Below are 26,821 nucleotides of genomic sequence, written 5' to 3'. Positions count from 1 at the left end.
GCTTCGAACTCGCGAGCCGCGCATGCGGATCCGCCGACTCCCCGTTCTTCCTGACGGTGAACTGACACACCGCAGGACTCAAGGCACAGCACGACTCAGTCACGGTCCCACCCACAACTGTGATGGCAGTACTAGCCTTGTGCACCGGCAATCCTCGTCCGCATTACCGATCATCAGCCCCCGGAAAAGACTGATCGCCGCAGCCCGTACGGCACTTCCTTCCTTCGATGTGACACCTCGTCAGTCTCCATCTCTCAGCGGGAAGGCTTCCCCATGAGTCGAACAGGCATATGCCCAAGGGTCCTCATCGTCGGGGCCGGTCTGGCCGGTACCGCCACCGCGATTCGAATGCTCCGCTTCGCGCGCAGGCCGCTTGAGATCGTCCTGCTTGAGCGGCGTGCCGACTACCGTTCCGCCGGCGTCGCCTACCATCGCGACGGCAACCCCTGGGACCATGTGTTCAACATCCAGGCGGGTCGGATGTCGGCGTTCCGGGAGGACGTCCACGACTTCGTCCGCTGGGCCAACCGCGAGGCCGACCGCCGGGACTGGCCGGAGCCCTGGGCCGAGTTCGAGTTCGTCGAGCAGGGCCCGGCGCCCCGGCGGATCTTCCAGGACTACCTGACCGATCGGCTGGCCGAGGCCAGGCGGGAGGCCTGCCCCGGCGTCGTGCTCGTCGAGATGGACGGCGAGGCGGTCGACATGGACGTGCACTCCACAGGAGTGGATGTGACGGTACGTCAGCTTCCTGAGGGCGGCCTCAAGGTCGGACAGGGCCCGGACGTGACCGTACTGCTCGCCGGACACGTCGTTCTGGCGACCGGTCTCGAACTCAGGGAGCCGCCCTTCGCCGCCGAGGTACTCGCGCACGCCTCCTTCGTGCGGCACCCGTACTCGGCGGCCGGCGTCCGCAAGCTCGCGGCACTCCCGCCCGAGGCGACCGTCGCGATCGTCGGCTCCGTGCTGAGCGCGTACGACTCCGCGGGCCTGCTGCTGCGCCAGGGCCACACCGGGAGGATCCATCTGATCTCCAAGACCGGGACGGTGTTCCGCGCGTACCCCGGCGGACATGAGCACGGAGTGTTACAACTTCCCTGCCCGAGAACACTGTTGGAGCCGTACCGGAATCGTGAGGAGTTCCTGGCCCGGGTCCGGACCGAGTGGGAGACGGCGCGCTCGGCGGTGGTCCGGGAGCATCCCGAGGTCGATCCGATGGTGGTCGCGGAGCGGGTGGCCAAGGCGTGGGAGCCGCATCTCCCCGAGGCCATCGAGCGGATTCCCTCCGCGGAACTGCGCAGCCTGCTCGACGAGTTCGGTACCGCGATAGCCGCGATCCGGGTCGGCGCGGTGGAGTACACGATGGCGGTCATCGAGCGAGCGATGCACCCGGCGGACGGTCCGGTGGAGCTGCTCGTCGGCAAGGTGGAGAGGATCACGCCGGTGGGGTCGGGGCGGCTGGTCGTCTCGGTCGCGGCCTCGGAGGAGAAGCACGCCGTCGAGGCCGATCTGGTGGTGTCCAACTTCGGCAGGGAGTGGGACTACGGCAGGGTAGGCCAGTCACTCTGGAGGAATCTCCTCCGGAAGGGGATGGCGGTGCCCCACGAGCGCACCGGGCGCGGCTTGGAGGTCGACGACCAGGGGGTGCTGCTCGATCCCGACGGGGAGCCGGCCGGGCCGATCTCCGCGGTCGGCGTACTGAGAGAGGGCGACGAGATCGTGCGGAACGGCCGAACGGGCGCGTTCGCCTTCAATCTCGCCGCCATCAAGAACCAGTCGATCGCGGTCGCCGCGTGCGTGATCGAGCGGCTGGAACTGCAAGAAGGCGTTGCGGCAGAGAACATGACTCATCGTCAAAAACTTGTCAGCAACATGGAGGAAGCGAACCGGGCCGGATTCGAAGACGCTGTGGACCTGGAGGTGAGAAGGTTGGCCGCGCGTGCTCGAAGCGAGCGGGAACTGCTCGATTCCAGGGTGGACGCCCGCATCAGGTCCATAGGCGAAATTCCCACCCTTCCGCTGGATGCTTCCCGGCGTGACCGCCTGATGAGGGCGGTGGTCAACCGGGCCGCCGTCGAACGGCTCACCGATGTCTCCGTGACGCCGCGGCAGCTGCGTCGACAACTGGGGTTGGCGAACGCCGAAGATCTGGAGGAGTAGGTGAATGGGCGACGGATTCAGGGATTCCTGCTGACCGGTGGCACACAGAGCGTGTTACGAGGTACCTGTAACCGCACCAGCGCCCCGCGCGAGGGATCCATTCTCGTCGCTCCTTCCCTCGAAGCGGGTCTGTACGAAGCGATCGTGGCGGCGCGTGCGGTCGTCTGCGGTTCGGGCGGGCCGACCGGCCATATGCAGTCCCTCTGCCGCGGCAGGGGCATACCGGTGCTCCGCGTCGACCAGGCGGATCTCGCCCACCTGGTCGGCGAGGTGACGCTTCACCTGGACAGCGAGACGATCGTCATCGGGGCCGACCCGCGTGCCGGCGCCCCGGTTCCGGAGGCCGGGAGCCCCTCGCCGGACGATCTCGGCTCGGCCTGTGCGGTCATCGCGGATCTGCAGGACATCCAGACGATCAACTCCTGTGGTCCGAACGCAAGTCGGGTCGACTGCTTCTTCATCCGGGAGGAGTTCCTCTGCCTGGCGGCGGGCCTGCGGCCGCTAGACTCCCTGGCCGGCGGCCCCGGCGAGATCGCGCTCTACGGGCGGGCCGTGGCGGACCGGCTGTGTGCCTTCGTCGAGGCGCTCCTGCCCGGACAGCGGCTGGTCCTGAGGTTCCTCGACCTCCGCTCCGACCACGCCGCCAGCGTCACCGAGCTGGCCCCGGTCGCGGTCGAACCCAACCCCGAGCTGGGCCTGCACGGCGCACGCTGGCTGCTGGGTTCGACCGCCTACCGGAACGCGTTGCACGCCATGCTCGGGTCTCTGAGCGAGCGGCTCGGCAACGAGGCGGGCCGGGTGCACCTCTCGGTTCCGTTCCTCAACGACGCGGAGGAGTTCGCCCGGCTCAGGGCACACCTCGAGGTGCCGGCCGGGGTGCCGGTGGCCGCGTTCATCGAGACGCCCGCGGCGGTGCACGCCACCCCGGCGATCTGCGCCGCGGGCGCCAGCGAGTTGTTCGTCGGCACCAAGGACCTGGTGCAGTTCTTTCTCGCCGCGGACCGGAGCAACCACCTGGTGGCCGAGTCCTACCAGACCCGGCATCCGGCCGTCATGGACGGAGTGCGACGGGTGGTGGAGTCCGCGCGCGCCGCGGGTACCCCGGTGAGGGTGTTCGCGCTGGGCGCGGACCTCGCCCACTGCCTGGAACGCCTGCCCACCCCGGACGGCTACATGATGTGCACCGCCGAACTCCGGCAGGTCCTCCTCCAGTCGCGGCCCTGACCGGGCCGGACGGACGGGAAGCGTTCGACGCCCGCTTCCGGGCCGGGACGGCGGGACACCGCTGTTCTGCCCCGCGGCGGGGCGGTGCCGCGGAGCGGAACCAGGAGCGGTGCGTCCACCCGATGACGTGGCGGCCCCGGTCGTCCGCGCTCCCCGCTCGTTCGCCCTCACTCGGTCCTGCCCTCCTTGGTCCGCGCCGCCCAGCGTCGCCGTACCGAGTCCTCCTGCTCGGCCTGCTCCAGAGTGAGATCGACAGCGGCCAACTCCGCGGTCAGACGCGGGATCCAGTGACGGCGCAGCGCGCGGACCCGCTGCCTGGTCCGGTCCTTCTCCACTCCGACCAGGAGGGCGGCGGCACGGGCGACCGCGTACTCGGCGGCGGCCCGTACCGCCGCGCGGTAGGCGGTCTCGGCATGCGCCAGGGCGGTGTTGCCCGGGGCCGGCCTGTCAGCGGGCCGGACGGCGTCGGTGCAGGAGGCGGCGGACGGGTGGTGCACGCCCATCGAGGTGGCCCACTCGACGGTGACGTCCACCCGGTCGGTCACGGCGGCTGCCTCCAGGGCCCGTTCGCCGCCCAGCAGCAGCCCTCGCAGCAGCCAGGTCTCGGCCTCGCCCAGCCTTCGGTGCCAGCTCTGCTCCGCCGCGGCCTCGGCCTTCCGCAGCTGCCGGTGCCGCTCGCTCAGGATCCGCAGCTTCCGCTCCAGCAGGTCCGCACCGCGCAACGCGACCTGAAGGCTGTGGTGCAGGCGCAGCCGTCCTGCCCGGCCCGGCGGGGTGCGGCGCGGCGCGGTCATGTCGCACCGTGAGCGTCGAGGAATTCCGGTGGGATCATCGGGAGTTGGCTTCTCGGCAGGGTGAGCAGGACGTCCCAGGCGCGGTCGAGGGCCACGTCCAGGAGAAGGTTCTCGTCGGTCCGCTGGGCCAGGAAGCGGTGCAGGAAGGCCTCGTCCAGGTCCAGGTACCGGTGGTCGGTGGAGCTGAGCGCGAACTCGCCGATCAGGTCTGCCAGTTCGCGCACCTGACGGGCCCGGGCGAGCGCGGCGAGCAGTTGGGCGGCGACGTCGAGGTGGTCACCCCTGGTACGGCCGGGCCCGGCGCCCTTGCGCATCAGGCGGGAGAGCGAGGACAGCGGGTCCACCGGCGGGTAGACCCCGCGCGCGTGGGCCTGGTGGGACAGGACGATCTGCCCCTCGGTGATGTAGCCGGTCAGGTCGGGCACCGGGTGGGTGATGTCGCCCGCGGGCATGGTGAGGACCGGCAGGACGGTGACCGAGCCCGGGCGGTCCAGGATCCGTCCGCAGCGTTCGTACAGCGAGGCGAGGTCGCTGTAGAGGTAGCCGGGGTAGGCCCGTCGGGCGGGGATCTCTCCGCGTGCGGCGGACACCTCGCGCAGGGCCTCCGCGTAGGCGGTCATGTCGGTCATCACCACCAGGACGTGGCGGCCCTGGTCGAAGGCGAGGTGTTCGGCGACGGTGAGCGCGAGGCGAGGGGTGAGCAGCCGTTCGATCACCGGGTCGTCGGCGGTATTGAGCAGCAGTACCAGTTCTCCGGCACCGGCGCGTTCGGCGAGCGCGTCGCGGACGAAGGAGGCGTCGGCGTGGGTGAGTCCCATCCCGGCGAAGACCACGCTGAACGTCTCGCCGCCGCAGCTCGACTGGGCCGCGATCTGGACGGCCAGTTCGAGGTGCGGCAGACCGGCTGCGGAGAAGACCGGCAGCTTCTGCCCCCGTACCAGGGTGGTGAGCACGTCGATGGCCGCGACACCGGTCAGCACCGGCTCGGCGGGCGGCCTACGGCGCACCGGGTTGATCGGGGCGCCGCCGACTGCCGCGTCGGTGGTGCCGAAGACGGGCGGGCCGCCGTCGACGGGTTCACCCCGGCCGTTGCAGACCCGGCCGAGCCAGCCGGTGCCGACCGGGATGCGCAGCGGGGTGCCGGCGAAGGCGACTGTGGCGGCGGCCGGGTCCATGCCCGCGGTGTCCTCCAGGACCTGCACCACGGCGAGGTCACGGTCCACCTCCAGGACGAGGCCGTGCCGCTCCTCTCCGGAGTCGAGGGTGATCCGGACGAACTCGTCCCAGCCGACTCCGGTCACCTGGCCCACTACCAGGAGCGGCCCGCGCAGCTCGCGGACATCGGTGTACTCGACCTCGCCCCACACCGTCACGGCAGCTCCCGGAGCGTGGCGAGCACGGCGTCCCTGCGGGCCGCCACGGCGGCGGCGTCCTGCGGCTCCACCTCCTCGCGGGCGCGCAGCAGCGGTGTGAAGTCCACTTCCTCCACCTCGTCCACCGGGGTGCCGGAGTCGATCAGTTCGCGGCATTCGGCGATGACCGCGAGTACGGCCTCGACCAGCGCGGCGGTCTTCTCCGGCGGGCAGTACGCGTCCTTCGGGGACAGGGCGCTCTGCTGGAGCACTCCCTCCCGGACCAGCCTGCCGCCGAGCACACTGATCCGCTCCTGCGCCGGCAGTGCGGTGATGCCGACCAGGTCCACCAGGTCGGCCAGCCGGTCCGCCTCGGCGAGCAGGGCCGTGACCTGCTCGCGGCGCTCCGGCCAGGCCGGGTCGCCGGAGCGTGTGTGCGCGGCGGCGAGCGAGGGGACGTCCCGGGAGAACGACCCGGACCAGGAGACGGCAGGGTAGTGCCTGGCGTAGGCGAGTTCCCGGTCGAGCGTCCACAGGCAGCGGACGAAGCGCTCGGTGTGAGCGGTGACCGGTTCCGCCAGGTCCCCGCCCGGCGGCGAGACCGCGCCCAGGACCGTTACGGAGCCTTCGGCGCCGCCCAGGGTGCGGACGGCTCCGGCGCGTTCGTAGAAGGCCGCGAGTTCCGAGGCAAGACCGGCCGGATAGCCCTCCTCGGCCGGCAACTCACCCATCCGGGAGGCGAATTCGCGCAACGCCTCGGCCCAGCGCGAGGTGGAGTCGGCGATCACCACGACGTCGAGGCCCATGTCACGGAAGTACTCGGCCACGGTCGCGCCGGTGTGCACGCTCGCCTCACGGGCCATCATCGGCATGTTGGAGGTGTTGGCGATCACCACGGTCCGGTCGGCGAGCCGGCCGCCGGTACGCGGGTCGTCGAGCTCGGCGAACTCCGCGATGACGTCGGCCATTTCGTTGCCGCGCTCTCCGCAGCCGACGTAGACGATGACATCCGCGTCGCACCACTTGGCGATCTGCTGCAGCAGCATGGTCTTGCCGGTGCCGAAGCCGCCCGGCACCGCGACCGTGCTGCCCCTGGCGACCGGGAAGAGCAGATCGATGGCACGCTGACCGGTGTTCAGGGGTCCCCGGGCCTCGATCCGCTCCCGGGCGGGACGCGGCCTGCGGATCGGCCATTCGACAGTCGCCTTCAGCTCGACGCCTCCCACCACGCCGAGTACCGCCGTCGCGGGGTAGTCGCCCTCAGGGGCGATCCGCTCCACCGTCCCGGCGTGCCCCGGCGGCGTCATGAGGCGAAACGGCACCGGCCCCGTGCGGATCTCGCCCAACACTCCGCCCTCCCCCAGCTGTTCACCCGCCATCACTCCCGGAACGAATCGCCAGGTGCGGGCGTCGGTACGGATGTCGCCGCCCGGAACGAGCCGGTCGGCGCCACCGGAGAGCGGGCGCAGCAGGCCGTCGAAGACCCCGCCCAGCAGCCAGGGCCCCATCGCCGCCCGCAGCGGGCCGCCCTGCGGAACGGCGGGGTGGCCCGGAGCCAGGCCGCCCGTGTACTCGTACGCCTGCACGGTCGCCACCTCGCCGCCGATCGCCACCACCTCTCCCGGCAGCCGGTCCGGGCCGAGCAGCACCACGTCGTGCATGGCGGTGTCCCCGGTGTACGCGACTTCGACCAACGGCCCGGCCACCCGCAGGATCCGGCTCACGGCGCCCACAGCGTCTCCGCTTCCGCACCGGCCCGGTCCAGTGCCCGGGCGGCCAGCGCCGGCAGACCGAGGTCGACGCGACGGCCCGGGGCCGAGGCCACCACCCCGCCCTCCGGGTGCTCGGTCAGCCGCGTGTCCGGTCCGAGCAGTCGGCGGGCCCGCTCCCGCAGCCCGTCGCCGATCGCCGGGTCCGCCTGGTAGAGCTCGCGTAGGCGCTCGGTGACGCGGGTGCGCAGCTGCGCGTAGGCCTCGTCCTGGGTGGCGAGTTCGGTGGCTCTGGCCTGGCGGCGAGCTCGGGCGAGCTCTTCGCGCCTGGCCCTCTCCCCGTCCGCCGCGCCCTCGCTGCGGGCTTGTTCGACGATCGCCTCGGCCTTCGCCCGGGCAGCTGCCACGGCCTCGGCGGCCTCCCGGTGTGCCGAGGCGAGCAGCGCCTCGGCGTCCGCTCGGGCGGCACGCAACAGCTCGGACCGGACAGGTCCCAGGGCATCCGTCCCCGGTGCCGCGCTCATGGCGCCATCACCGCGGTGAGCGGTCCGACGCCCTCCGGCAGCGGGGAGCCGAGTGCCTGGGCCGCCGCCGGGGTGAGGATCACCAGTTCGACGTCTTCGGGCAGGTCCGCCCAGGCCCGCCGCACCGCTTCCGGCTGCTCGGCGACCAACGCGGTCACTCCGGCCAGGGCCCACCCGGCCACCCTGGTCCGTTCCCCAAGGGCCACCACCGCGCCCACCCTCAGGCCCTCCCGATCAGCAGGATCGCCACCACCAGCCCGTAGACCGCGATGCCCTCGGCGAGGCCGACGATGACCATCGCCCGGCCGAACAGCTCGGGTCGTTCACTGAGCGCCGCGATGGCCGCGGCGCCGGTGTACGCCACGGCGAGCGCGGCACCGATGGACGCCCCGGCGACCGCGATGCTGGCGCCGATCAGCGCGGCCGAACCCAGCCCCGTACTCGCGGCGGCCGCGGCGGGAGCGGCGGCCCGCGCGGAGCCGTCGAGCGCCGCCACCAGCAGCACCAGCGCACCGGCCAGGAGCACGGCGTTCGCTCCGATCAGCCAGCGCACCGCCGCCCGCCGGCGCCGGCGGGTCAGCAGACGGACACCGGCGAGCGCCGCGACCAGCGCCGGAAGTGCGATCAGCCAGGTGATCACTGGTTAGCCTCCGTGTGTCGAACGGACGGGTGCCAGGGACGGAAAGGGCGCCCCAGACTCTCGAAGACGCGGGAGAACAGCTCGTAGAACTCCAGTCGCAGTGCCTGGACCCCGGCCACCAGTGCCTCCAGCGCGAAGGTGAGCGCATTGCCCACCACGAAGAGCAGCACCGCCCCGGCCAGCCCGCCCACCCCTCGCCCGGCCAGGGCGGACGTACCACGCCAGACCACCTGGCCGAGAGCCGCATGGGTGAGACCGAACGCCGCGATCCGGGCGAACGAGACGGTGTTCGCGAAGATCCGCACCACCGCGTCGAGCAGTTGGACCCCGGTCTGCAGCACACCCCCGGTGCCGCCCGCACCACTCCCGTACAGACCCGCGCCCGCCAGCACCACTCCGCCCAGGGCGAGCACCGATCCAACAGCCGTACACGGTGGTTGGTGCAGGTACAGACCGGCGCCGATGGCACCGAGACCGAGGAAGAGCGCGAACCCGGCGGCGCCCGAGGTCGCGTACAGGGCTCTGGCCGGACCGCCCTCGCGCCACCGGTTCACCGTCCCGACCGCATAGGCGAGTGAGAGGAGCACGCCGCCGAGGCCCACCGCCGAGGCGAGCAGCCGCTCTGGCTGCTCCAGCGGGTCCAGCCAGAGCACCGGCAGCACACCGGTCGGCCCGAAGAACTCCCCGTAGGCCACCCCGGCCAGCGTGCTGGCCAGCCCGGCTCCGGCGACGAAGGGTACGAGACGACGCAGCGGTGCCAGCCGGCGCGGGCGGCCCAGCCGCAGCAGCAGAGCCGCCAGGAGCAGCAGCAACCCGTGCCCGGCGTCGCCGAACATCAAGCCGAACATCACCACGTACGCGATCCCGGCCGGCCAGGTCGGGTCGAGGTCCGCGTAGGGCACCGTGCCGTAGGTCGTCACCAGCGGAGTGAACGCCCGGTGCACCGGGCCCCGGCTGCGCAGCAGCGTCGGCGGATCGGTGCCGCGCGGCTTCCGCAGCGGCACCAGGGTTCCGCCGACAGCAGCCAGTAGCCCGGCCACACGCGGCACTTCGGCGGCCGGGCACCAGCCGCCGAGCGCTGCCGCCTCACCGTCGTGGACGGCGCTCGCGAGATACTCCTCGACCTGGGCCTCGCCCACCAGCAGGTCCAGGCGCCCTTCCCGCTCCAGTTCGCCGGGGTCCGGTGGCACTCCGGCGACGACGGCCGGGACGGGGCGGGCGGCCGCCGTCCGCTGGAGCCGCCGCCCGGCCGGCCCCGGGACGGCCTCCTCGATCCGGTCGATCTCCACGCATCCGGCCTCGGCGATCCGCACCAGCACCTCGCGCAGCACCGCCTGCGGGGCGATGATCGCCACCCGCCGCATCCGTACCGGAGCCACGGCCTCAGACCAGCGCACCGAGCACCTCCAGCGAGCCTCCGCCGCGCTCGGCCAGCTCCAGAGCGGCACGCACCCGCCATGCGTCCGCGGACAGTACGGCGACGGCGCCCACCACCGGTTCGAGACCGTAGCGGGCGCCGCGCAGCAGCTCGCGGCCGTCCCGGTCGAGTGCCTTCCACCAGCGGGCCTCGGCCCGCCACAGTTCGTCCGGGCTCTCGACGCCGTCCACCGCCCAGCGTGCCGCCGGCACCAACCGCCGTCGGAAGTCCTCGAAGGAAACCGTCTCGACGGCCCTGTGGCCGAGCAGCCGGGCCGCGTGCCGGGCGGCCTGGCCCGCCAGCGGCCGGCCGGTGACGAACCGTCCGCGGGCCGCCAGGAGGGCGGCGCGGCCTGCCGCCCAGCGGTGCGCGGGAGGCACGGTGTCGGCAGCCCGGACGGCGGCCGCGACCCGCATCGCCGTTCCCGTGGCCGCCAGGCCCTCGCCGCCCGGGTCCCCCCATGCCGAGGCGGCCAGCACGGACCGGACCTCGGCCGGGGTGCCGGCCCGCGCCAACCGGTTCCACGCCGTCGCCAGCGCGCCGAGCCGGTAGGGCTGCGGCGTCCGCGCACCCTCGAGCGCCCGCAGGCGGTCCTCGGTGTTGGCGATCTCGAACCCCGCAGCCAGCACGCGCACGGCGTTCGCCCCGGAGCGCGGCAACCAGCCTGCGAGCACCCGCAGGTGCCAGAGCAGGGTCACGGAGACGGCCCGCTGCGCCTCGGCGACCGTGGCGTCGGCCGTCAGGGCCCTTCGGTAGGGGGTGGCCGCCAGCTGCCGCAGGGCATCACCGAGTGACGCGGAGGCGGCGAGCTGTCCGACCGTCTGAGCCCCGAGGCAGCGGGACAGCAGGCCTCTCGCCCGGGTGACTCCGCCGACCCACTCGGCGCTCACCGAGGCCTTCCTCTCTCCTCCGGCGGCCGGAACGCCTCCGCCGCGATCCGGTCGACCAGCGCGGGCATCCGCTCCCGGGCCCGTCGGCGTACCTGCTCGGCCGAACGTTCAGCCGCGTCCAGCAACCGCGCCACCTCCGCCTCGACCGATCGCCGGACCGCCGCGCCGGCCTCCTCCCGCACCTTCGGCGCTCCCGCCCGGGCCTGCGCGATCAGCTCCGCCGCCTGCTCGGCTGCCTCCCTGCGCACCTGCTCCGCCCGGTCAGCGGCGTCCGCCCGGATCGTGGCCGCTTCGTTCTGGGCCTGCGTCAGCTGGTTGAGGGACGGTCCCAGTTCGGCGGCCAGCTCGGCAGCCCGGTCGGCCGGGACGCCGGTCGCGGCGGCCCCCGGTGTGCCGGTGGGCCGGAACCGTGCCAGGAAGTCGCGGACTCGCACCAGTGGAACTCCCCTGTGGGTGATTTCCCCCACTTCAGTGTCCACGTGCGACGGCCCCTGTCGCCCGGGATGAGGCCGTTCGCCACCGGCGGCGCTCCCGGGTGGCCCGCAGCGGGTGGGCCGACGTGTCGTTCGGCCGCCCGCGGCGTGTGCTCGCCGCGGGCGAGTTGCCTTCCGGGCCCGCGGCGACGTGAGGCGCCGGGCACGGGTCACTTGATCGACGTGATCCGGTCGTCGACGGTGAGGACGTCGGCCTGTGCCGGGAAGATCTTCCCTCACATCGGTTCCCTGCGCCGGAGGGGTGGCGGCGAGGACGAGTCGGCGGACCGGTCACGGATGGCCTTGGAGATGCCCGTCCGGTCTCCTGAGCAGGGCCGAGTGGCCCAAGCCCTGGGGGACGACCCTCCCACACGCTGGAGACGGCTCCGAACCGAGGAAGGTGAGTGCCATGCCGAACCTGGGAGTCGCGGTCGTGCGACAGTACGAGCGGGGCGTGGTGTTCCGGCTCGGCCGACTGCGCGGAGTGCGCAACCCCGGGATCCGGTTCATGATCCCGCTGGCCGACCGGATGTGGAAGGTCCCCCTGCGGACGGTGACCATGCCGATCCCCTCCCAGCAGGTCATCACCCGGGACAACGTCTCCATCGGCGTCGCCGCGGTCACCTACTTCCGCCGGGTGGACCCGGTGAAGTCGATCGTGGAGATCGAGGACGTGGCCAGCGCGATCGGCCAGATCGCCCAGACCACCGTCCGCAACGTGGTCGGCCAGTCCCTGCTCGACCAGGTGCTCACCAACACCGAGGCCCTCAACCAGCAGATCAAGGAGCTCCTCGACCACCTCACCCAGCAGTGGGGCGTGCTCGTCCTGCTCGTGGAGCTCAAGGACATCGAGCTGCCGACCACCATGCAGCGGGCGATGGCCCGCCAGGCCGAGGCCGAACGCGAGAAGCGTGCCAAGATCATCGCTGCCGAGGGCGAGGCCCTCAGCGCGGACCGCCTCGCCGAGGCCGCCGACGTGATCGCCGACCACCCGATCGCTCTCCAGCTGCGCAACCTTCAGATCCTGGCCGAGATCGCCAGCGAGAAGAACTCCACCATCATCTTCCCCGCCCAGTTCCTCGAGAGCGCACGAGCCCTGTCCCGCTTCGTCGACCAGGAGAGGCGGCCCACCGAAGCCGCCCGGACCCCGCCCGTCGTACCGGCAGTCCCGGTCGGCGACCGGAGGCCGGATCCCGACTGGCCCTTCCCTCGGGACGACACCCTCACCGATCCGCTGAAAGGACAGGCCTGGACATGAGTACGAACACCGCGGCCCCGAAGCTCCGTACCAAGCGGTGGACCCTGCGTCTGGACCTCTTCGAGGAGGACGACGTCACCAAGGTGCACGCCGTACTCGACACCGGCGACAACCAGTTGGAGAGCCGCACCACCGCCCACCGCAACCCCCATGATCCGCCCGTACCGGAGATCGGCGACGAGTACGCCGCCGGACGCGCCCTCGTCGACCTCGGCAACCAGCTGCTACGCGCCGGCACGGCCGACGCCGCCGCGAACGAGCCGTCCGCACCTGAGTAAGACTGAGCACGAAAGCCACGGACCGTCATCGACGGCACCCGCCCCAGAACAACCAGGCGAGCACGGAAGACCGCTCGGCCCCGCCGGCGGAGGCTCGGTGTCCGTACAGTGCGACCGGATAGACGACTCGCGGTTGGAGGAACAGTGGCCGATCCTGGAGAGTCCCGTCCCGTCGTCTTCGGTGTGGACGTCAGGCACCCGGAGCTGTCGGCGCTCGCCTGGGCGGCCGACGAGGCCGAGCGGCGCCGGGCACCGCTACGGATGGTGCACGCGGAACCGCCCTTCCGCCTCGGCCTGGGCGGCTTCGAGGGCGTCGCGTACCGGAAGCCCGGTCGCGGCCCCGGCGAGGAAGCGCTTGACGAAGCCGCCGCCTTCGTCACTCGGCGGCATCCCGGCCTCGACGTCGCCGCCTTCGTGGTGGAGGGTGTCCCTGCACAGGTGCTGTGCCGGCAGTCCGAGGAGGCACAGCTGGTCGTTCTCGGCACTCGGCGGCTGAACCGGCTGGAGGAGTTCCTGAGCTTCGGTTCGGTGGCCGTGCCGGTCAGCGCCCAGGCAGCCTGTGCGGTCGTGGTGGTACCGGAGCCCGAGCACGCCGCCTGCCAGTCGCCGTACCTGGTGGTCGGGGCGGACGGCAGCCCGGCCTCCGAAGCGGCCGTTGATTACGCCTTCGAAACCGCCGCCGTACGCGGCGCGGACCTCCAGGCACTCTGGGTCTGGGAGCCCACGCTGCTGGACTCCGCGAACGAGGTCCTCGTACTCCAGAAGTGCCGCCGCCTGCTTTTCGAAGCGATCACCGAACGGGAAGAGCGGTATCCGGACGTCACGGTGAGCCGCCGAGTAGTGCGTGGTCACCCTGTCGAGGAACTGGCAAGGGCCTCCGAGCACGCGCTGGCGGTCGTCGTCGGACGGCGAGGCCGGGGCGGATTCACAGGGATGAGGCTCGGCTCCGTCCCGCACGGCCTGCTTCACCGCGCCCACTGCCCGGTCGTCACCGTGCCGGAATCCGACGGACACTGATCGCAGGCCCGGACGGTCATCCGCTCTCTGGTCCGGTCCGGAAGTGGCTCGGTCTCCGCCGCCCCGGACGGCTTCGCCGCGGTCGAGCAACGGAGGCGGCCAGGCGGCCTACCGCTCGGGTTCACCGTCCTGCACGCGGTGGACCCTGGTCCAGGCCTCGCCACAGCCGCAGCGGAGATGCTCCACCAGCTCGCCCTGCTCGTTCACATCAAGTCCGTGGCGCAGACGGACATGCACGTGCTCACCCATGGTCGACCGACTTTCGCTTGATCGCTGCTCCCGGCAACGGACCGGAGCCATCCATCGTCCACGAAGGGCCGGCTGGCCGGAAGGGAATGCGATGGACCTCACCGCTTACCCACCGCCCGGCGACGGCGGAAGGCGTCCTCACGGCCGGCCCGCTCCGCCGCGAGGTCCACGGTGGTGGCGGCCTCGGTGAGGCGCAGGAGCCGGTGGCGACCCACCGGCTGGTCCCGGCTGTCTCCGCGTCCGTCCTTTGAGCCTCGACTCGTCCGATCGCGGAGCCTGGTCCGGCACCGCAGGATGAAGGAAGTGGTCAACCGCGTAAGGAGGACGACGATGGCCGGTGAACTGCTTCGCAGGCGTGCCCACTGGTGGCCCTCGATGCCGGACCTGTTCGAGGACTTCCCCTTCGACCTGCGTATCTCCCCGGAAGAACACATCATCCGCGTCGAGGAGAGCCAGGAGGAGGGCGCGTACGTCATCAAGGCCGAGCTGCCGGGGATCGACCCGGCCAAGGATGTCGAGATCACCGTCGAAGGGGGTGTGCTGACCGTCCACGCCGAACGCCGCGAGGAGAAGACGGAGAAGCACCGCTCGGAGTTCCACTACGGCTCCTTCACGCGCAGCATCCGGCTCCCGGAAGGATGCGAGGAGGGGGACATCACCGCCAGCTACGACAAGGGCCTGCTGACCGTGAAAGCGCCCATGCCCAAGGCGGAGAAGAAGCAGCCACGGCGGGTCGAGATCACCAGCGGTCCCTGAGGCCGTAACACGCCCCATCCGGATGGGCGCCGGTGGACGCGGTGTGTCCTCGGCGCCCGTCCGCCCGGCGATGGAGCCTCATCCGCTGCCCTGTGACGCGTGATCAGAGCCGCTCTCACGCCCGTACGCACCCCCAGCCCCGGAGGCCGTGCGGGCCGTCCCGGAACGGGCCCGCCGGACGTGCTCCGTGACCTCCTTGTAGGAGCCTTACCGGTGAAGCGGACGTGAGCCGCGAACTTCGCCATGTTCACCGCCTCGGTGCGCTCCGGTCCGGCGATCCCGGGTGCTGCGGGCACAGGCCCCTCGAGCGCTCGCTGCCGCCGGCTGGTCCTGATCTAGGCGGAGCGAACCTAGGAGATCCGATGGTGAACAAGCCCATGACCGGGCAGACGCCCGAAGTCCGGATCGAGATCCAGGGCGATCTACCGCCCGGTACGGCGGAGTCCGCCCGCAGCGCGATGCTGGCTGTGCTCGGAGAGGCACCCGAGCCTGTGCTGTCCGCCCGGATCCGGCTCACCCGGATGGCCGACCCCGCGGCCGAACGGCCCTTCCTCGCCCAGGCCAACCTCGACGTCAACGGTCGCCTCGCCCGCGCCCACGTCGCCGCCGGGACCATGACCGAGGCCCTCGATCTGTTGCACGACCGAATCGTCCTGCAACTCGCCCGGCTGAGTCGGCACTCGGAGGTCCGCCGGGAAGGTGTACCGGAGTCCGACGAGTACAAGCGGCTGCTCCGGACGGAGCCCACGCACCGCCCCCACCACTGTCCGCGCCCGGCGGAGCTGCGCGAAGTGGTCCGGCACAAGTCCGTCCCCCTGCCGCGCGAGACCCCCGACCAGGCCGCCTTCGAGATGGACGCCATGGACTACGGCTTCCGCCTGTTCTCCGAACTCACCACCGGTGAGGACAGCGTCCTCTACCGCGCGGCACCGACCGGCTACCGGCTCGCCCAGGTGCACCCGCGGCAGCTCGGCGCTGTCGCCATCCCGCTGACCGTCAGCCCTTTCCCCGCACCCCGGCTGAACCTCGTCAACGCGAAACGCCGGATGGACACGCTCGGGCAGCCGTTCGTCTTCTTCACCGACGACATCACCGGGCGGGGCAACGTCCTCTACCGCCGATACGACGGGCACTACGGCCTGATCACGCCCGCCGAGTGATCCCTGACCCCGAGGATCCGACCACGACCGAAACGCTGAGGAACGCTCTGCCGGCCATCGAGCCGGCAGTGGAGCCACCGACGCGGCTACCTGGCCGCCCTTGACCGGCTGCCGCACAGACCGGAGGAGCTCCGGACGCGTCGGCTGCCGCCGCTGCGGGGACGACCACCCACGGCCCAGCGCGCTCGAAGACGCCACGCTCCTCCTTGCGGAACGCAACCTGACCGCAGCTCCGCGCTGCGCTGCGGCCGGATCGAGCATGCGAGCGAACGAGGTGCTCCGTACCGTCCGTGCCAGGGGGAACCGGCATGCAGACCGGCGGGACCTGGGAGATGCTTCAAGCAGGACGTCCCGTTCGGATCCGTGCAGAACGCGGGTCGTGCCATCGCTGCGGACTCGGCTGTCGCCGTAGCGGCTCACCGTCGACGACCCCAGCTTCGCAAGGGAGGGACGGCACCATGATCGAGAAACCGGACCACGAGGAGAGGATCGTCGTCGGTGTGGACGGCTCCGAGCAGTCCAGACGGGCCCTTCGATGGGCGGTTCGGCAGGCCCTGTCGACCCATGCGGTGGTGGAGGCGGTGATGGCCTGGGAGCCGCCGTTCTCCGGGTTGGGCGACGTGGTCTCCGTGGAGCAGCGGAACCAGATCGGCGAGATCGCCCGGAAGGCGCTGGCCGAGAACATCGAGAAGGTCGTCGGTTCCGAGCCGCCGGTGGAGATCCGGGCGCGCACGGTCGAAGGAGTGGCGGCGCAGGCACTGCTGAACGTCGCCGCCCAAGGGGCGTCGTTGCTGGTCGTAGGCCACCGGGGTGTCGGCGGCTTCACCGGGGCGCTGCTGGGCTCCGTCGGCCAGCACTGCGTCCAGCACGCCCCCTGTCCGGTCGTCGTCGTCCGTGGTCGCAACGGTTGAGACGTCTCAGCCGCTCCCCGGCGTCTGCTGCGCACCGTCGAGCACCTCACGCGGGTCCTCGACCCGCCGAAGTCGACTCGGCAGGTACGCGTGGGCGACGTCCGCCCCTCTGTCTCCCGTTGGTGCACGCAACCCATCGCCCGTCCACCACCGCTCAGGACGGTGCTCGGCGGCCGTCCCGCCGACCCGGCTCAGGGAAAGTGCAAGGTTCTCGGCTCCTCGCGGGCACCTCCGATCCGGATGGCGGACTGGACTCGGGAGAGTGAGCCTGGAGATGGGGCAACGGCCGAAGGGGTGTCCGATGAACCGCCGACACGGGTGCGTGCGCCGCGACGCCGTGCGGCCGCCGTCCGCCTGTCGTACCGGTCTCGCGACCGCCCCGGTCGCTGCGTCCGGGACAGCGGGACACGGTGGCGGAACGCCGCGCGGAGGACCTGCGACGGCCGCAGCGGGTCAGGAGCCCGCCGGGACTCGGCGGGACCTGGGCGGCATGCGCCGCTCCACACGACCGCGCTCTCGTATCAACGGCGGAACGACCGGCAGGAGTAGTGATGACTGACCCGGTGATCGTGGGGTTCGACGGCTCCGAACGAAGCCTGCGCGCGCTGATCTGGGCCGCGAACGACGCGGCACTGCGCGGCTGCCCCCTCTACATCGTCCATGTGCTGCCGTCCTGGGAGATGGACTTCCCGTTCCATCCGCCCGGCCGGTGGCAGAGCGCGAGCAGGCGCGGTGCGGCGATCCTGTCCGAGGCCGAGGCGATGGCCAGGGAGAGCCATCCTGATCTCGAGGTGGGCTGCCAGCAGCTCTCCGGTTCGCCATCCGAGGTCCTCTGCTCCGTGTCCGAGCAGGCGCACAGCGTGGTTCTCGGTGCACGTGGCGAGGGGGGCCTGGGAAACCTGCTGTTCGGATCCATCGGTCTGCAGGTCGCCGGCCACGCGGCGGGCCCGGTGGTGGTGGTCGGCCAGCTGACCACCGGTCACCACCGCGTCGTGGTCGGGACCGACGGGTCGCCGCACTCCGTCAGCGCGATGGAGTTCGCGTTCGACGAGGCGTCCCTGCGCGGTTCCAAGGTGCGGGTACTGCGCGCGTGGCAGATGCCGGTGCCGGCCGAGGCTCCGGAGCGGCAGCCCGATCCCGGGGAGGTCGAGGCCGAGCAGCGGCGGGAGGTGGAGGAGCAGCTGGCCGACCTTCACAAGCGGTATCCCGACGTGGAGATCGAGACGGAGCTGATCCGGGGCAAGGCCGCCCCCGCGCTGATCCGTGCCTCCGACCGGGCGGATCTCGCGGTCGTCGGCTCCCGTGGCCGGGGCGGCTTCCACGGCCTGGCCCTCGGTTCAGTGAGCCACGCTCTGCTGCACTACGGCACCTGCCCCATCGCCGTCGTACGCCCTCGCCCCGAGCGGACCCCAGCGTGACGGGTGTGGTCGGTGACGGCCTCGTCGTGCGCCGGATCGGTCCCGGACTCGACCGAAGGCCGGCACCTCTGATGTGCAGGGATGTCAGCCTCAGGATGTTTCCGGTGAACGGCTCTGCCACGAATTCGCTTCTGGTGCGGGGCAGTTGACAGCGGATGTCACCCGTCCGCACCACACCGATCGCCGCAAAACACGGGTTCGGATTCGATGGCAACGGGCTCTGAAGGGCACGCCAGCCATGCCGGCCCACGACAGAGGAAGGACTCCCCATGCCGTTCAACAAGGGTGACCACGTGCGTTTCTCACCTCGGCCCGATGAAGAGAAACGGACCGAAGAGGGCACCATCGTCGATGTCGCACAGGATCGCAAGGGGCGTACCCACTACGAGGTTCAGCGCGACTCGGATCCTTCTGGGCCTGACCTCTTCCTCGGGGAGGACGACATAGAGAAGGCATGACGAGCAGTGCTCAGCCCAGGACTTGTGGATCGGTTTCGGGAGGGTGCGCGGAGGGCGCACCGTGAGCCGGGCGGCGTACTTGGACCCAGGAGGGTGCCTGAGTGTGCTCGGGCCGCGGCGGCGATCGGACGTCCGCCCCAGCGGTAGAGCCTTCTCGGAGACACGGCGGGTGGCGACCCGGTAGCTTCGCGCCGTGGGTGAGGCCATCAGGACGGTCGTGACGGCTGCGGGGCTGTTCGCGGGGACCAATGTCGATGACGTGATCGTGCTGGCGGTGCTGTTCCTGGCCGGCCGCGCGACCGGGAGGCCCAGCGCCAGGCAGGTCTGGGCCGGGCAGGCGTCCGGTTTCGCCGTCCTGGTGCTGATTTCGGTGGTCGCCGCACTGGGGCTGGCCATCGTCCCGGAGGCCTGGGTCGGCCTGCTCGGGTTCATTCCTCTGACGCTGGGCGTACGGGGCCTGGCCAGAGCCGCCCGGGCACACCGGGCGGGAGGCGAGGTCCCGGCGGCTCCGGCGAGCGGACTGGTGTCGGTGATGATGCTGACCATCGCGAACGGATCGGACAACCTGGCGGTGTATCCGCCGGTGTTCCGCACCATCGGTGCCGGTCCGGCCCTGGTCACGGTCGCGGTCTTCGCCGCCGGAGTGGTCCTGTGGTGCCTGCTCGGCTCCTGGCTCGGCTCGCACGAGCAGGTCGTGGCGGTCATCGAGCGGTGGGGGTGCTGGATCGTCCCCTCGGTGTTCATCGCCGTCGGAGCGATCATCCTGGTGGGTTCCGGCGTCCTCTCCAGGCTCCTTTGATCTGTTCATCAGCCGCCGATCGAACGTGCCGGGGCGGCCGATCGGCGTCGCACCGGTCGGACGCCCCGGCACGCGATCCTGACCGTCCCGGCTTCCCCGGCGGCGGTTCAGCGCGCGGAGGCCACCTCGGTGCCTTCGAAGCCGGCGGCGTCCTCGGTGTCGGCGGCGTCACTCATCCCCAGGCGCAGGTGGTCGATGTGGTAGACGGCCTGGTCGAGGAGTTCGGCGACGTGGTTGTCGTACAGCGCGTAGACCACGGAACGGCCGCGACGCTGACCGACCACCAGCCCCAGGTTGCGCAGCAGTCGCAGCTGGTGCGAACAGGCGGACTGCTCCATGCCGACCTCGTTCGCCAACTCAGTGGCGGCACAGGGGCCTTCGCGCAGGCGGGCGAGGATCAGCAGCCGGGAAGGGGTGGCCAGGGCCTGGAGCGTAGTGGCGACCTTCGCGGCGTTGGCCGCGTCCAGGCGCGCACGCGGGACGGCGTTCTCGGCTGCGGTAACGGCTCCATGACCCATGCGTCCATCATACCGACGACAGATGAAGAGATGTTCATGTATTCCTGTATGGTGATTGACGTCGTCAGTCCTGCCCTGCGCGAAGGATCCCGTCTGCCATGTCTTCCGCCCTGATCTCGCGCCCCGCGCCCACCGCGGCCGCGCACCCGACCGTCGCTCCCAGGCGGCGCACGCGTGTGTTCTCGCTGCCCGAGGCCCGCTGGGCCGCGGCCGCCACGGTCCTCTTCCTGCTCGCACTGGTGCTGCAGCTGACCGGCGTGAGCGCCTGGGCCTGGGGCCCGCTGTACGCGCTCGCCTACGCCACCGGCGGCTGGGAGCCCGGCTGGGCCGGCCTCATGGCGCTCAAGGAGAAGACCCTCGACGTCGACCTGCTGATGATCGTCGCCGCGATCGGCGCGGCCTCGATCGGGCAGGTGATGGACGGCGCGCTGCTGATCGTCATCTTCGCCACCTCCGGTGCGCTGGAGGCACTGGCCACCGCCCGCACCGCCGACTCCGTCCGCGGCCTGCTCGACCTCGCCCCCACCACCGCCACCCGGCTGCTGGACGACGGCACCGAGGAGAGCGTCGCGACCGAGCAACTGGCCGTCGGCGACATCATCCTGATCCGCCCCGGCGAGCGGGTCGGCGCCGACGGGCGTGTCCTGGACGGGGTGAGCGAGGTCGACCAGGCGACCATCACCGGCGAGCCGCTGCCGGTCGCGAAGGAGCTCGGCGACGAGGTCTTCGCCGGCACCCTCAACGGCACCGGTGCACTGCGGGTCAAGGTCGAGCGCGACGCCTCCGACTCGGTGATCGCCCGGATCGTGAAGATGGTCGAGGAGGCCTCCGAGACCAAGGCCCCGACCCAGTTGTTCATCGAGAAGGTCGAGCAGCGCTACTCGATCGGCATGGTCGTCGCCACCCTCGCGGTGTTCCTGGTCCCGCTGGCCTTCGGCGCCGCGCTGACCGGCTCGCTCCTGCGGGCCATGACCTTCATGATCGTCGCCTCCCCGTGCGCCGTGGTGCTGGCCACCATGCCGCCACTGCTGTCGGCGATCGCCAACGCCGGACGCCACGGTGTGCTGGTGAAGTCCGCCGTGGTGATGGAGCGCCTTGGCCAGGTCGACACGGTCGCACTGGACAAGACCGGCACGCTGACCGAGGGCACCCCGCGCGTCACCGACATCCGCCCACTGGCCGGCTCCGGCCTGGACGAGGACGAACTGCTGGCACTCGCGGCGGCGGCCGAGCACCCCAGCGAGCACCCGCTGGCCCGCGCGGTCGTGGACGCCGTCCGCGCCCGCGGCCTGGAGATCCCGGTCGCCGAGGGCTTCAGCTCCGCTCCCGGCATCGGCGTGAGGGCCACCGTGAACAGCGCCGCGGTCGCCGTCGGCGCCCCGGCCCGGCTGCTGAACGGCGCCCAGGACGCGGTCTCCGCCGGCGCGGCCACCATCGCGGATGTGCTGGAGGACGGCGGCCGCACCGCCGTGCTCACCGTGGTCGACGGCGTGCCGGTGGGAGTCCTGGGCATCGCGGACCGGCTACGCCCGGATGCCGCCGCGACCGTCGGCGCGCTGGCCGCGCTGACCGGCAACGCGCCGATGCTGGTCACCGGCGACAACCCGCGCGCCGCCGCCCGCCTGGCCGCCGAGGTCGGCATCGTCACCGACGAGGTCCACGCGGGACTGCTGCCCCAGGACAAGGTCGAGGCCGTCCGCCGCCTGGAAGCCCGTGGCCGCAAGGTCCTGGTGATCGGCGACGGCGTCAACGACGCCCCCGCCCTCGCCGCCGCCCACACCGGCATCGCCATGGGCCGGGCCGGCTCCGACCTCGCACTGGAGACCGCCGACGCGGTGATCGTGCGCGACGAACTCGCCACCGTCCCCACCGTCGTCGCCCTCTCCCGCCGGGCCCGCCAGTTCGTCGTCCAGAACCTGGTCATCGCCTCGGTGTTCATCACCGGCCTGGTCATCTGGGACCTCGCATGGACCCTGCCGCTACCGCTCGGTGTCCTCGGACACGAGGGCTCCACCGTCATCGTCGGCCTCAACGGCCTTCGCCTGCTGCGCGAGTCCGCCTGGAAGCGCGCCGGCGCCGAGGGCGGCAAGTGAACGAGCGCGCCCACCAGGCCGCCACCTCCGAGAAGCGAGCGACGCCCCGCTGCACCATCACGGTCTGGCGGGGCTGGCGCTACGACTCCCCCAAGATGACTCTGACCGCGCCCGCGTGGACCTGTGAATCTTGATGATCACGGATGGCTGGTCGGGCATCCCGGCCCGATGGAGACTTTCCTGACGGCATGTCATTCGTGGGTGTCAGGTCTTGATCCATCGAAGCGGGCAGCGGCGGGAACGGCGCTTGGGCAGCACGGTCTCCTGATCCAAACAACCCCGTCAACTCGTCGCCGACCGGCGCTTGCGGGCATCCGCCCGTTCGACGAGGCGGTCCGATTCGGCTGCCATGGCGCTCTCTCGGTTTCTCTGATTCAACGTCAACCCTCCTGGCGCCAGGACGGTTCGGCGTACGCATGCCCTACCCAAACGATTGCGCCAAACGTTTGGGCCGAGCATACTGACGGTCGCATCCCAGGGGAGGCAGCGCATGCTGAAGTTGGCAGAGTGCGACGAGATCGCGGCCGTGGTCGAGCTCGGCGAGCGCAGGTCGGTACACCGGCTGCACCGCTACGTGCCGCTCGTCGTCTGGAAGTGGGGTGGGATTTCCCTGCTGGTCGCCTCGTTGCTCATCGTACGCGCGGGCCACCTGTGGCCCGCCGTCGGTGTGCTGACCGGCGGCCTCGCGGTGCTGGGTGGGATCGGCCTGTTGACGGTGCCCAGCGGACTGCAAGCCGTTCTGGTCTACGACGGAGGCCTGGTCCTCGCCGCCGACAAGCGGTCCGTGGGGGTTCCCTGGGCCTTCGTCGAGTGGACGGTCCACATGGTGGGCGATCACGACACGGAGCGGATCAGCGGCGGCCGGGAGAGGCTGACCGTCCATCATGAGATGAGCATGATCTGGATCGTAGGCATGGACGTACCGGTGGAACTGCTGCATGTACGGCGCCACCGCTCCCTGATCGAGTCGATCGACGCCCAGATCGAACCGGCCGTCGAAGCCCGACTCCGGGAAAGCCTGCGCACCCGCGGCCTCGCCGAACTGCCGGGCGGGGAACTGACGCTCACCCAGGACGGCCTCGTTGTCACCGACTCCGCCGGGCATCGCACGATGGTCGCCTGGACGGAACTGACCGCCGTCACCCAACCCGCACACAGCTCCCTCCTGATCCATGCCCGCACCCTCCGGCACCCGGTACCCGTCGAGGTCGCCAACGCCCGCGCGGTACTCCGCCTCATCGAACAGACCCACTCGGTGGCGCGCCCCGCCAGGGAAGCCTGAGTGACGAGGCCTGGTCCGCGTCGAGCTGCCAGTGCAGTGATCGGCCCGGATTTCCGCCGGGCCCCTCGATCACCGCGGTCCTCGACAGGGCTAGGACGATCGATTCCAAGGGGTCAGTCGCCTGAGTCCAGCGCCCTCATTGACCGTCTGGCCCTCATTCCCTTCAGCAAGGGCACGGCGAACGCGGCACGTGGTCAGTCAGTGCGGTCGGAGTCCGTCGAAGACCACATTGAAGATCCGTTGCCGGGACGCCGGGTCTGCTCCGAGGTGTTCCATCGTCATGCTGGTGCCGGCCAGCAGGGCGATCAGTTCCGGCAGGCTGAGGTCCGGGCGGACGGCTCCGGCCCGCTGTGCCGCGTCCAGAAGTGCGGCAAGCTGGGCCTGGATCACCTCGCTGGACTCCCGTAGGGCCGCATGCGCGTCCATGCCCGCTGCGGCGAGTGCCTGGGCGAACTCGTTCTTGCCTGCGGACTCTTCGACAACCAGGCGGAAGCAGGCAAAGAAGGCGTCGGCGGGCTCCATTTCGGCGGCCAGACGGGCGGTCTGGGCTGCGATCGCCTCCAGCCTGCGCACCATCACGGCTTCCAGCAGCGCTTCCTTGGTCGGGAAGTGCCGGAAGAGTGTGCCGACTCCGACCCCTGCGGTCCGGGCGATCTCCTCGGTCGGCACACCCACGCCATGGGCAGTGAACACCTCCGTGGCGACGTCCAGCAGCCTGGCGCGGTTACGGGCCGCGTCCGCCCGCAGCGGGCGCTCCTTGGCACCACTCATCCCCTACAACCTTCCTCGCCTCCGCAGAGCCCTGCTGGACAAGCGGAGTGTCCAGTCCTTATCGTCAAAGCGGACTCGCTAGTCCGATTCTAGCGACGGATTCCGACGGAGGCTGACCATGCCCGAAACGCTGACGCCACGCGAGGTCTTCACCAAGCTGCTCGACAACATCGCCGCAGGCCGATACTCCGAACTGGCCGGGCTCTACGCCGATGACGCCGTGGTGGAGACCGTCTTCGAACCGGTCGGCCCGCGCCGCACCGAGGGGCGGGCCGCACTCAAGGAGCGGTTCGCGCAGGTCGCCGCAGCCAGTCCGGTGGAGCTGACCCCGGCGAACGTGGTGATCCGGGAGACCGACGACCCAGAGCTGATCGTCGCCGAATGGGACTACCAGGTGCACCACCGGCCGACTGGGAAGACCTTCGAGTCCGCCAACATCCAGGTACTGAGGGTCCGCGACGGCGTGATCGTCCACAGCAGGGACTTCCACGACCACTTGGCCCTCATTGCGGCCAGCGGCGCCCTGCCGCAGCTGGTGGCAGCACTGGACGGCGAGTAACGCGAGTGCGGCGCCGCAGGTCGCGAGTTCTCCGATGCTCGACCGCGGCGCATTCGCCGACAGCGGGACTCGGTCTCCGCCCCCGTGATGCGCCGACGATCAGCCTCGCAGTCAGTCGTAGGCGTTCAGTGAGCGCATGACGGGCTGGCCGGTGCGGCGGTTGCGCCAGATGGCGGCGGTCATCGCGAGGATCCGCTGGAGCACACGGACCATCACCCCACCAGGAGTGCGGTCGCGCGGGAGTCCAAGTCTGGCGTCACATCCTGACCTTGGCCTCCCTCGTCCCACGTCCGCAGCCAGCCCTTGGAATCATTTATCCAGTGGGAGCGGCCCGTCGGCAGTGCCGGATTCGTTGAGCAAACGATTGGGCCGCCGCGTGCGGTCACGGACCGGGCGGTGGCGGTAGGTCTGCTCGCGCGGGGGGGCAACCGGGGCTGCGGCCCTGGGGGGCGTGACGCACGAGATCGTCCGGTTCGCCTACCGAGAGCAGAACGACCGCGTCCTGGTGTTGCGGGTCCTCGCGGGTGCGCGTCCCGCAAGAACCACGCTTACCTGCGGCGTCGCGGTATCCGCTGCACCGTTCCGGACAAGGCCGACCAGATCCGCTACCGCAGGAAGCGCGGGTCCGGCGGTGGCCGGCCACCGAAGTTCGGCCCAGAGGACTACAGGGCCCGGCACGCGGTCGAGTGCGGCATCAATCGCCTCAAGAGCCATCGAGCCGTGGCCACCAGGTACGACAGAATCTCGGTCCGCTACGAGGCTACCGTCCTCGTCGCCGCCATCAACGAGTGGTTGTGACGTACTGGTCCGACGACAACTCGAACACCCGTACTCGCCGACCGCCGGTGGGATTGACGGTCTCACGGAGCAGATGCATCCCCAGCTTGGTCATGATCCGTTCGGAGGCGTCGTTGCCCACCTGAGCGATGCTGACGATCCGCTCCAGCCCTCGCTCTTCGAACCCGAACCGTACAGCGGCCACAGCGGCCTCGGTAGCCAAGCCCTGCCCCCAGTGAGAACGTCCCAGCCGCCAGCCGACCTCAACCGCCGGCAGTACCTCCGGCAGGAAGTGGGGCACCGAAAGGCCGGTAAACCCGGCCAGCTCGCCAGTGGACCGGATCTCCACGGCGAACAGACCGAAGCCCTGTGACTCCCATTCGCTCTCCCATGCCTGGACCCCGTCGCGAGTCTGCTGTTCGTCACGGACGCTGCCGTCACGGATCCACCGCATGACCTCGGGGTCGGCATTGACGGCGGCCATGGGCGCGACGTCTTCCTCGCGCCAGCGACGCAGGATCAAACGGGGAGTCTCAAGCGTGACCATCCGATCATTCTGGATCACAAATGGGCTCTCCGCCATCCTCACCAGGCACTCTCGATACACGCCCTGGACGCTATGCCAGTGACTTAGACCGACCGGCAATAGGGAGCGTGGGTGAAGGAGCGGGTCGAGAGCCGAGTCTGGGCGTGCAGCGTGAGGAGAGCGCAGCGGCGCTGCGCGCGACGAGGGATGTGCGTCCAGGCGAGAGCTATCGGCACGCGACGCCGCGGGCCCTATTGCCGGTCGGTCTTAGTGGTCGGCTCCGGAAGTCCTTCGGGGGTTGACTCTGAGTCAGCCCCCGACAACAGGCGCCGGAACGCATGGCATGCGGCCGTGCGGGCTTCACTCAGCGGCAGGCTTCGGAGATGCCTTCGAGCCAGTCGCGGATCGCGCCTCGCTGCTCCGGTGTGAACGCAGCTTCCAGTTCGGCTTCACGGCGGTCGACGGCGATGCGAGCTTCGGCCAGGCGTGCCCGCCCGGACTCGGTGACATGGATCTGGTGACTGCGCCGATCGGTCGGATTCGGGCGCCGTTCGATCAGGCCCTCCAGTTCGAGACTGCCGAGCATCTCGTTGGCGGCTTGCCGGGAGCTTGCCACCTCCCGGGCGACGTCCGAGGCCGACAGCCCGGGCTGTGTCTCGGCCATGAGCAGGGTGGCGTACTGCGAGGTCGACAGCCCAAATGCCTTGAGCTCTGCGGCAATTGCAGACCGCATGTTCAGCCAGACCTTGCGGACCATGAAGGTCAGTGACCCGACCGCGTCCCGATGGGGATCCAATGCTCAGCTCTCCTC

The 26,821-nt window shown here is 71.0% G+C and carries 28 protein-coding genes and 1 pseudogene; 14 read left to right on the top strand and 15 right to left on the bottom strand.

Annotation, left to right across the window (positions count from 1 at the left end; translation table 11 throughout):
• The first annotated feature begins 273 nt into the window (after positions 1-273).
• Entirely contained in the window at positions 274-2,157 is a 1,884-nt protein-coding gene (locus ACSMTC_RS35780) for an FAD/NAD(P)-binding protein (RefSeq protein ID WP_436563899.1), read from the top strand.
• A 51-nt stretch (positions 2,158-2,208) separates the two neighbouring features.
• The gene (locus tag ACSMTC_RS35775; RefSeq protein ID WP_436563898.1) at positions 2,209-3,381 is read left to right on the top strand and encodes a putative PEP-binding protein; all 1,173 of its coding nucleotides are present in this window, start codon (positions 2,209-2,211) and stop codon (positions 3,379-3,381) included.
• 167 nt (positions 3,382-3,548) lie between these two features.
• Here the strand turns inward: ACSMTC_RS35775 and ACSMTC_RS35770 are convergent, their stop codons facing one another.
• Genes ACSMTC_RS35770 through ACSMTC_RS35730 form a run of 9 tightly spaced genes read right to left on the bottom strand, consistent with a single transcriptional unit; the run spans position 3,549 to position 11,141 of the window.
• The gene (locus tag ACSMTC_RS35770; protein WP_436563897.1) at positions 3,549-4,175 is read right to left on the bottom strand and encodes a V-type ATP synthase subunit D; all 627 of its coding nucleotides are present in this window, start codon (positions 4,173-4,175) and stop codon (positions 3,549-3,551) included.
• Positions 4,172-5,548, bottom strand: coding sequence for a V-type ATP synthase subunit B (locus tag ACSMTC_RS35765; RefSeq protein WP_436563896.1), 1,377 nt, complete (start codon positions 5,546-5,548; stop codon positions 4,172-4,174). The genes ACSMTC_RS35770 and ACSMTC_RS35765 overlap by 4 nt, the downstream gene beginning before the upstream one ends.
• A complete protein-coding gene (locus tag ACSMTC_RS35760) occupies positions 5,545-7,251 on the bottom strand; it encodes a V-type ATP synthase subunit A (RefSeq protein ID WP_436563895.1) in 1,707 nt (568 codons plus the stop codon). The genes ACSMTC_RS35765 and ACSMTC_RS35760 overlap by 4 nt, the downstream gene beginning before the upstream one ends.
• Positions 7,248-7,760, bottom strand: a complete 513-nt coding sequence (locus ACSMTC_RS35755; RefSeq protein ID WP_436563894.1) for a hypothetical protein — start codon at positions 7,758-7,760, stop codon at positions 7,248-7,250. The genes ACSMTC_RS35760 and ACSMTC_RS35755 overlap by 4 nt, the downstream gene beginning before the upstream one ends.
• Entirely contained in the window at positions 7,757-7,966 is a 210-nt protein-coding gene (locus tag ACSMTC_RS35750; RefSeq protein WP_436563893.1) for a hypothetical protein, read from the bottom strand. The genes ACSMTC_RS35755 and ACSMTC_RS35750 overlap by 4 nt, the downstream gene beginning before the upstream one ends.
• Before the next feature lie 14 nt (positions 7,967-7,980).
• Positions 7,981-8,400, bottom strand: a complete 420-nt coding sequence (locus ACSMTC_RS35745; RefSeq protein ID WP_436563892.1) for an ATP synthase subunit C — start codon at positions 8,398-8,400, stop codon at positions 7,981-7,983.
• Positions 8,397-9,797 carry a V-type ATPase 116kDa subunit family protein gene (locus ACSMTC_RS35740; RefSeq protein ID WP_436563891.1) on the bottom strand — a complete coding sequence of 467 codons (1,401 nt, stop codon included), beginning with the start codon at positions 9,795-9,797 and terminating at the stop codon, positions 8,397-8,399. Before ACSMTC_RS35740 ends, ACSMTC_RS35745 begins: the two co-directional genes overlap by 4 nt.
• Complete coding sequence (locus ACSMTC_RS35735) at positions 9,784-10,707, bottom strand: V-type ATPase subunit (RefSeq protein WP_436563890.1); 924 nt, start codon at positions 10,705-10,707, stop codon at positions 9,784-9,786. Before ACSMTC_RS35735 ends, ACSMTC_RS35740 begins: the two co-directional genes overlap by 14 nt.
• Positions 10,704-11,141, bottom strand: a complete 438-nt coding sequence (locus ACSMTC_RS35730) for a V-type ATP synthase subunit E family protein (protein WP_436563889.1) — start codon at positions 11,139-11,141, stop codon at positions 10,704-10,706. The genes ACSMTC_RS35735 and ACSMTC_RS35730 overlap by 4 nt, the downstream gene beginning before the upstream one ends.
• A gap of 448 nt (positions 11,142-11,589) precedes the next feature.
• On the opposite strand from ACSMTC_RS35730, the gene ACSMTC_RS35725 reads away from it, so the two are divergent.
• The 3 genes from ACSMTC_RS35725 to ACSMTC_RS35715 all read left to right on the top strand — a co-directional run bounded on the left by ACSMTC_RS35725 (position 11,590) and on the right by ACSMTC_RS35715 (position 13,733).
• Complete coding sequence (locus tag ACSMTC_RS35725) at positions 11,590-12,438, top strand: slipin family protein (protein ID WP_436563888.1); 849 nt, start codon at positions 11,590-11,592, stop codon at positions 12,436-12,438.
• Positions 12,435-12,716 carry a dsRBD fold-containing protein gene (locus ACSMTC_RS35720; protein ID WP_436563887.1) on the top strand — a complete coding sequence of 94 codons (282 nt, stop codon included), beginning with the start codon at positions 12,435-12,437 and terminating at the stop codon, positions 12,714-12,716. The genes ACSMTC_RS35725 and ACSMTC_RS35720 overlap by 4 nt, the downstream gene beginning before the upstream one ends.
• A gap of 144 nt (positions 12,717-12,860) precedes the next feature.
• Positions 12,861-13,733, top strand: a complete 873-nt coding sequence (locus ACSMTC_RS35715; RefSeq protein WP_436563886.1) for a universal stress protein — start codon at positions 12,861-12,863, stop codon at positions 13,731-13,733.
• Positions 13,734-13,841: 108 nt separating this feature from the next.
• Here ACSMTC_RS35715 and ACSMTC_RS35710 read toward each other — a convergent pair whose 3' ends face one another.
• On the bottom strand, positions 13,842-13,982 hold the full coding sequence (locus ACSMTC_RS35710) for a hypothetical protein (RefSeq protein WP_436563885.1): 141 nt from the start codon (positions 13,980-13,982) through the stop codon (positions 13,842-13,844).
• A 330-nt stretch (positions 13,983-14,312) separates the two neighbouring features.
• Between ACSMTC_RS35710 and ACSMTC_RS35705 the strand changes: the two genes are divergently transcribed.
• The 6 genes from ACSMTC_RS35705 (at position 14,313) to ACSMTC_RS35680 (ending at position 19,484) form a co-directional block, all read left to right on the top strand.
• Positions 14,313-14,738, top strand: coding sequence for an Hsp20/alpha crystallin family protein (locus tag ACSMTC_RS35705; RefSeq protein ID WP_436563884.1), 426 nt, complete (start codon positions 14,313-14,315; stop codon positions 14,736-14,738).
• Between the two features lie 362 nt (positions 14,739-15,100).
• A complete protein-coding gene (locus tag ACSMTC_RS35700; protein WP_436563883.1) occupies positions 15,101-15,898 on the top strand; it encodes a sigma 54 modulation/S30EA ribosomal C-terminal domain-containing protein in 798 nt (265 codons plus the stop codon).
• Between the two features lie 458 nt (positions 15,899-16,356).
• Positions 16,357-16,809 carry a universal stress protein gene (locus tag ACSMTC_RS35695; protein ID WP_436563882.1) on the top strand — a complete coding sequence of 151 codons (453 nt, stop codon included), beginning with the start codon at positions 16,357-16,359 and terminating at the stop codon, positions 16,807-16,809.
• A gap of 551 nt (positions 16,810-17,360) precedes the next feature.
• Positions 17,361-18,227 carry a universal stress protein gene (locus ACSMTC_RS35690; RefSeq protein WP_436563881.1) on the top strand — a complete coding sequence of 289 codons (867 nt, stop codon included), beginning with the start codon at positions 17,361-17,363 and terminating at the stop codon, positions 18,225-18,227.
• A gap of 269 nt (positions 18,228-18,496) precedes the next feature.
• On the top strand, positions 18,497-18,685 hold the full coding sequence (locus ACSMTC_RS35685) for a hypothetical protein (RefSeq protein ID WP_436563880.1): 189 nt from the start codon (positions 18,497-18,499) through the stop codon (positions 18,683-18,685).
• Between the two features lie 193 nt (positions 18,686-18,878).
• Positions 18,879-19,484, top strand: a complete 606-nt coding sequence (locus tag ACSMTC_RS35680) for a cadmium resistance transporter (protein WP_436563879.1) — start codon at positions 18,879-18,881, stop codon at positions 19,482-19,484.
• Positions 19,485-19,591: 107 nt separating this feature from the next.
• Here the strand turns inward: ACSMTC_RS35680 and ACSMTC_RS35675 are convergent, their stop codons facing one another.
• On the bottom strand, positions 19,592-20,002 hold the full coding sequence (locus tag ACSMTC_RS35675) for an ArsR/SmtB family transcription factor (protein ID WP_436563878.1): 411 nt from the start codon (positions 20,000-20,002) through the stop codon (positions 19,592-19,594).
• A gap of 98 nt (positions 20,003-20,100) precedes the next feature.
• Between ACSMTC_RS35675 and ACSMTC_RS35670 the strand changes: the two genes are divergently transcribed.
• Together ACSMTC_RS35670 and ACSMTC_RS35665 are read left to right on the top strand one after the other, a co-directional pair.
• A complete protein-coding gene (locus tag ACSMTC_RS35670; protein ID WP_436563877.1) occupies positions 20,101-22,095 on the top strand; it encodes a heavy metal translocating P-type ATPase in 1,995 nt (664 codons plus the stop codon).
• A 490-nt stretch (positions 22,096-22,585) separates the two neighbouring features.
• Complete coding sequence (locus ACSMTC_RS35665; protein ID WP_436563876.1) at positions 22,586-23,377, top strand: hypothetical protein; 792 nt, start codon at positions 22,586-22,588, stop codon at positions 23,375-23,377.
• A 198-nt stretch (positions 23,378-23,575) separates the two neighbouring features.
• Here the strand turns inward: ACSMTC_RS35665 and ACSMTC_RS35660 are convergent, their stop codons facing one another.
• Complete coding sequence (locus ACSMTC_RS35660) at positions 23,576-24,148, bottom strand: TetR/AcrR family transcriptional regulator (RefSeq protein WP_436563875.1); 573 nt, start codon at positions 24,146-24,148, stop codon at positions 23,576-23,578.
• Between the two features lie 118 nt (positions 24,149-24,266).
• On the opposite strand from ACSMTC_RS35660, the gene ACSMTC_RS35655 reads away from it, so the two are divergent.
• Positions 24,267-24,707: a nuclear transport factor 2 family protein gene (locus tag ACSMTC_RS35655; protein ID WP_436563874.1), complete on the top strand. Its 441-nt coding sequence runs from the start codon at positions 24,267-24,269 to the stop codon at positions 24,705-24,707.
• A gap of 111 nt (positions 24,708-24,818) precedes the next feature.
• Here the strand turns inward: ACSMTC_RS35655 and ACSMTC_RS35650 are convergent.
• From ACSMTC_RS35650 to ACSMTC_RS35640, 3 genes and pseudogenes are all read right to left on the bottom strand, one after another.
• Positions 24,819-24,944, bottom strand: a pseudogene (locus ACSMTC_RS35650) (IS982 family transposase); the annotation flags it as partial.
• A 544-nt stretch (positions 24,945-25,488) separates the two neighbouring features.
• A complete protein-coding gene (locus ACSMTC_RS35645) occupies positions 25,489-26,031 on the bottom strand; it encodes a GNAT family N-acetyltransferase (RefSeq protein WP_436563873.1) in 543 nt (180 codons plus the stop codon).
• Positions 26,032-26,374: 343 nt separating this feature from the next.
• The gene (locus ACSMTC_RS35640) at positions 26,375-26,767 is read right to left on the bottom strand and encodes a MarR family winged helix-turn-helix transcriptional regulator (protein WP_436563872.1); all 393 of its coding nucleotides are present in this window, start codon (positions 26,765-26,767) and stop codon (positions 26,375-26,377) included.
• Positions 26,768-26,821: the final 54 nt, after the last annotated feature.

Source organism: Kitasatospora sp. HPM-01-4 (genome assembly GCF_051374625.1).
GTDB lineage: Bacteria > Actinomycetota > Actinomycetes > Streptomycetales > Streptomycetaceae > Kitasatospora.
This window is presented reverse-complemented; position numbering and strand designations above follow the sequence as displayed.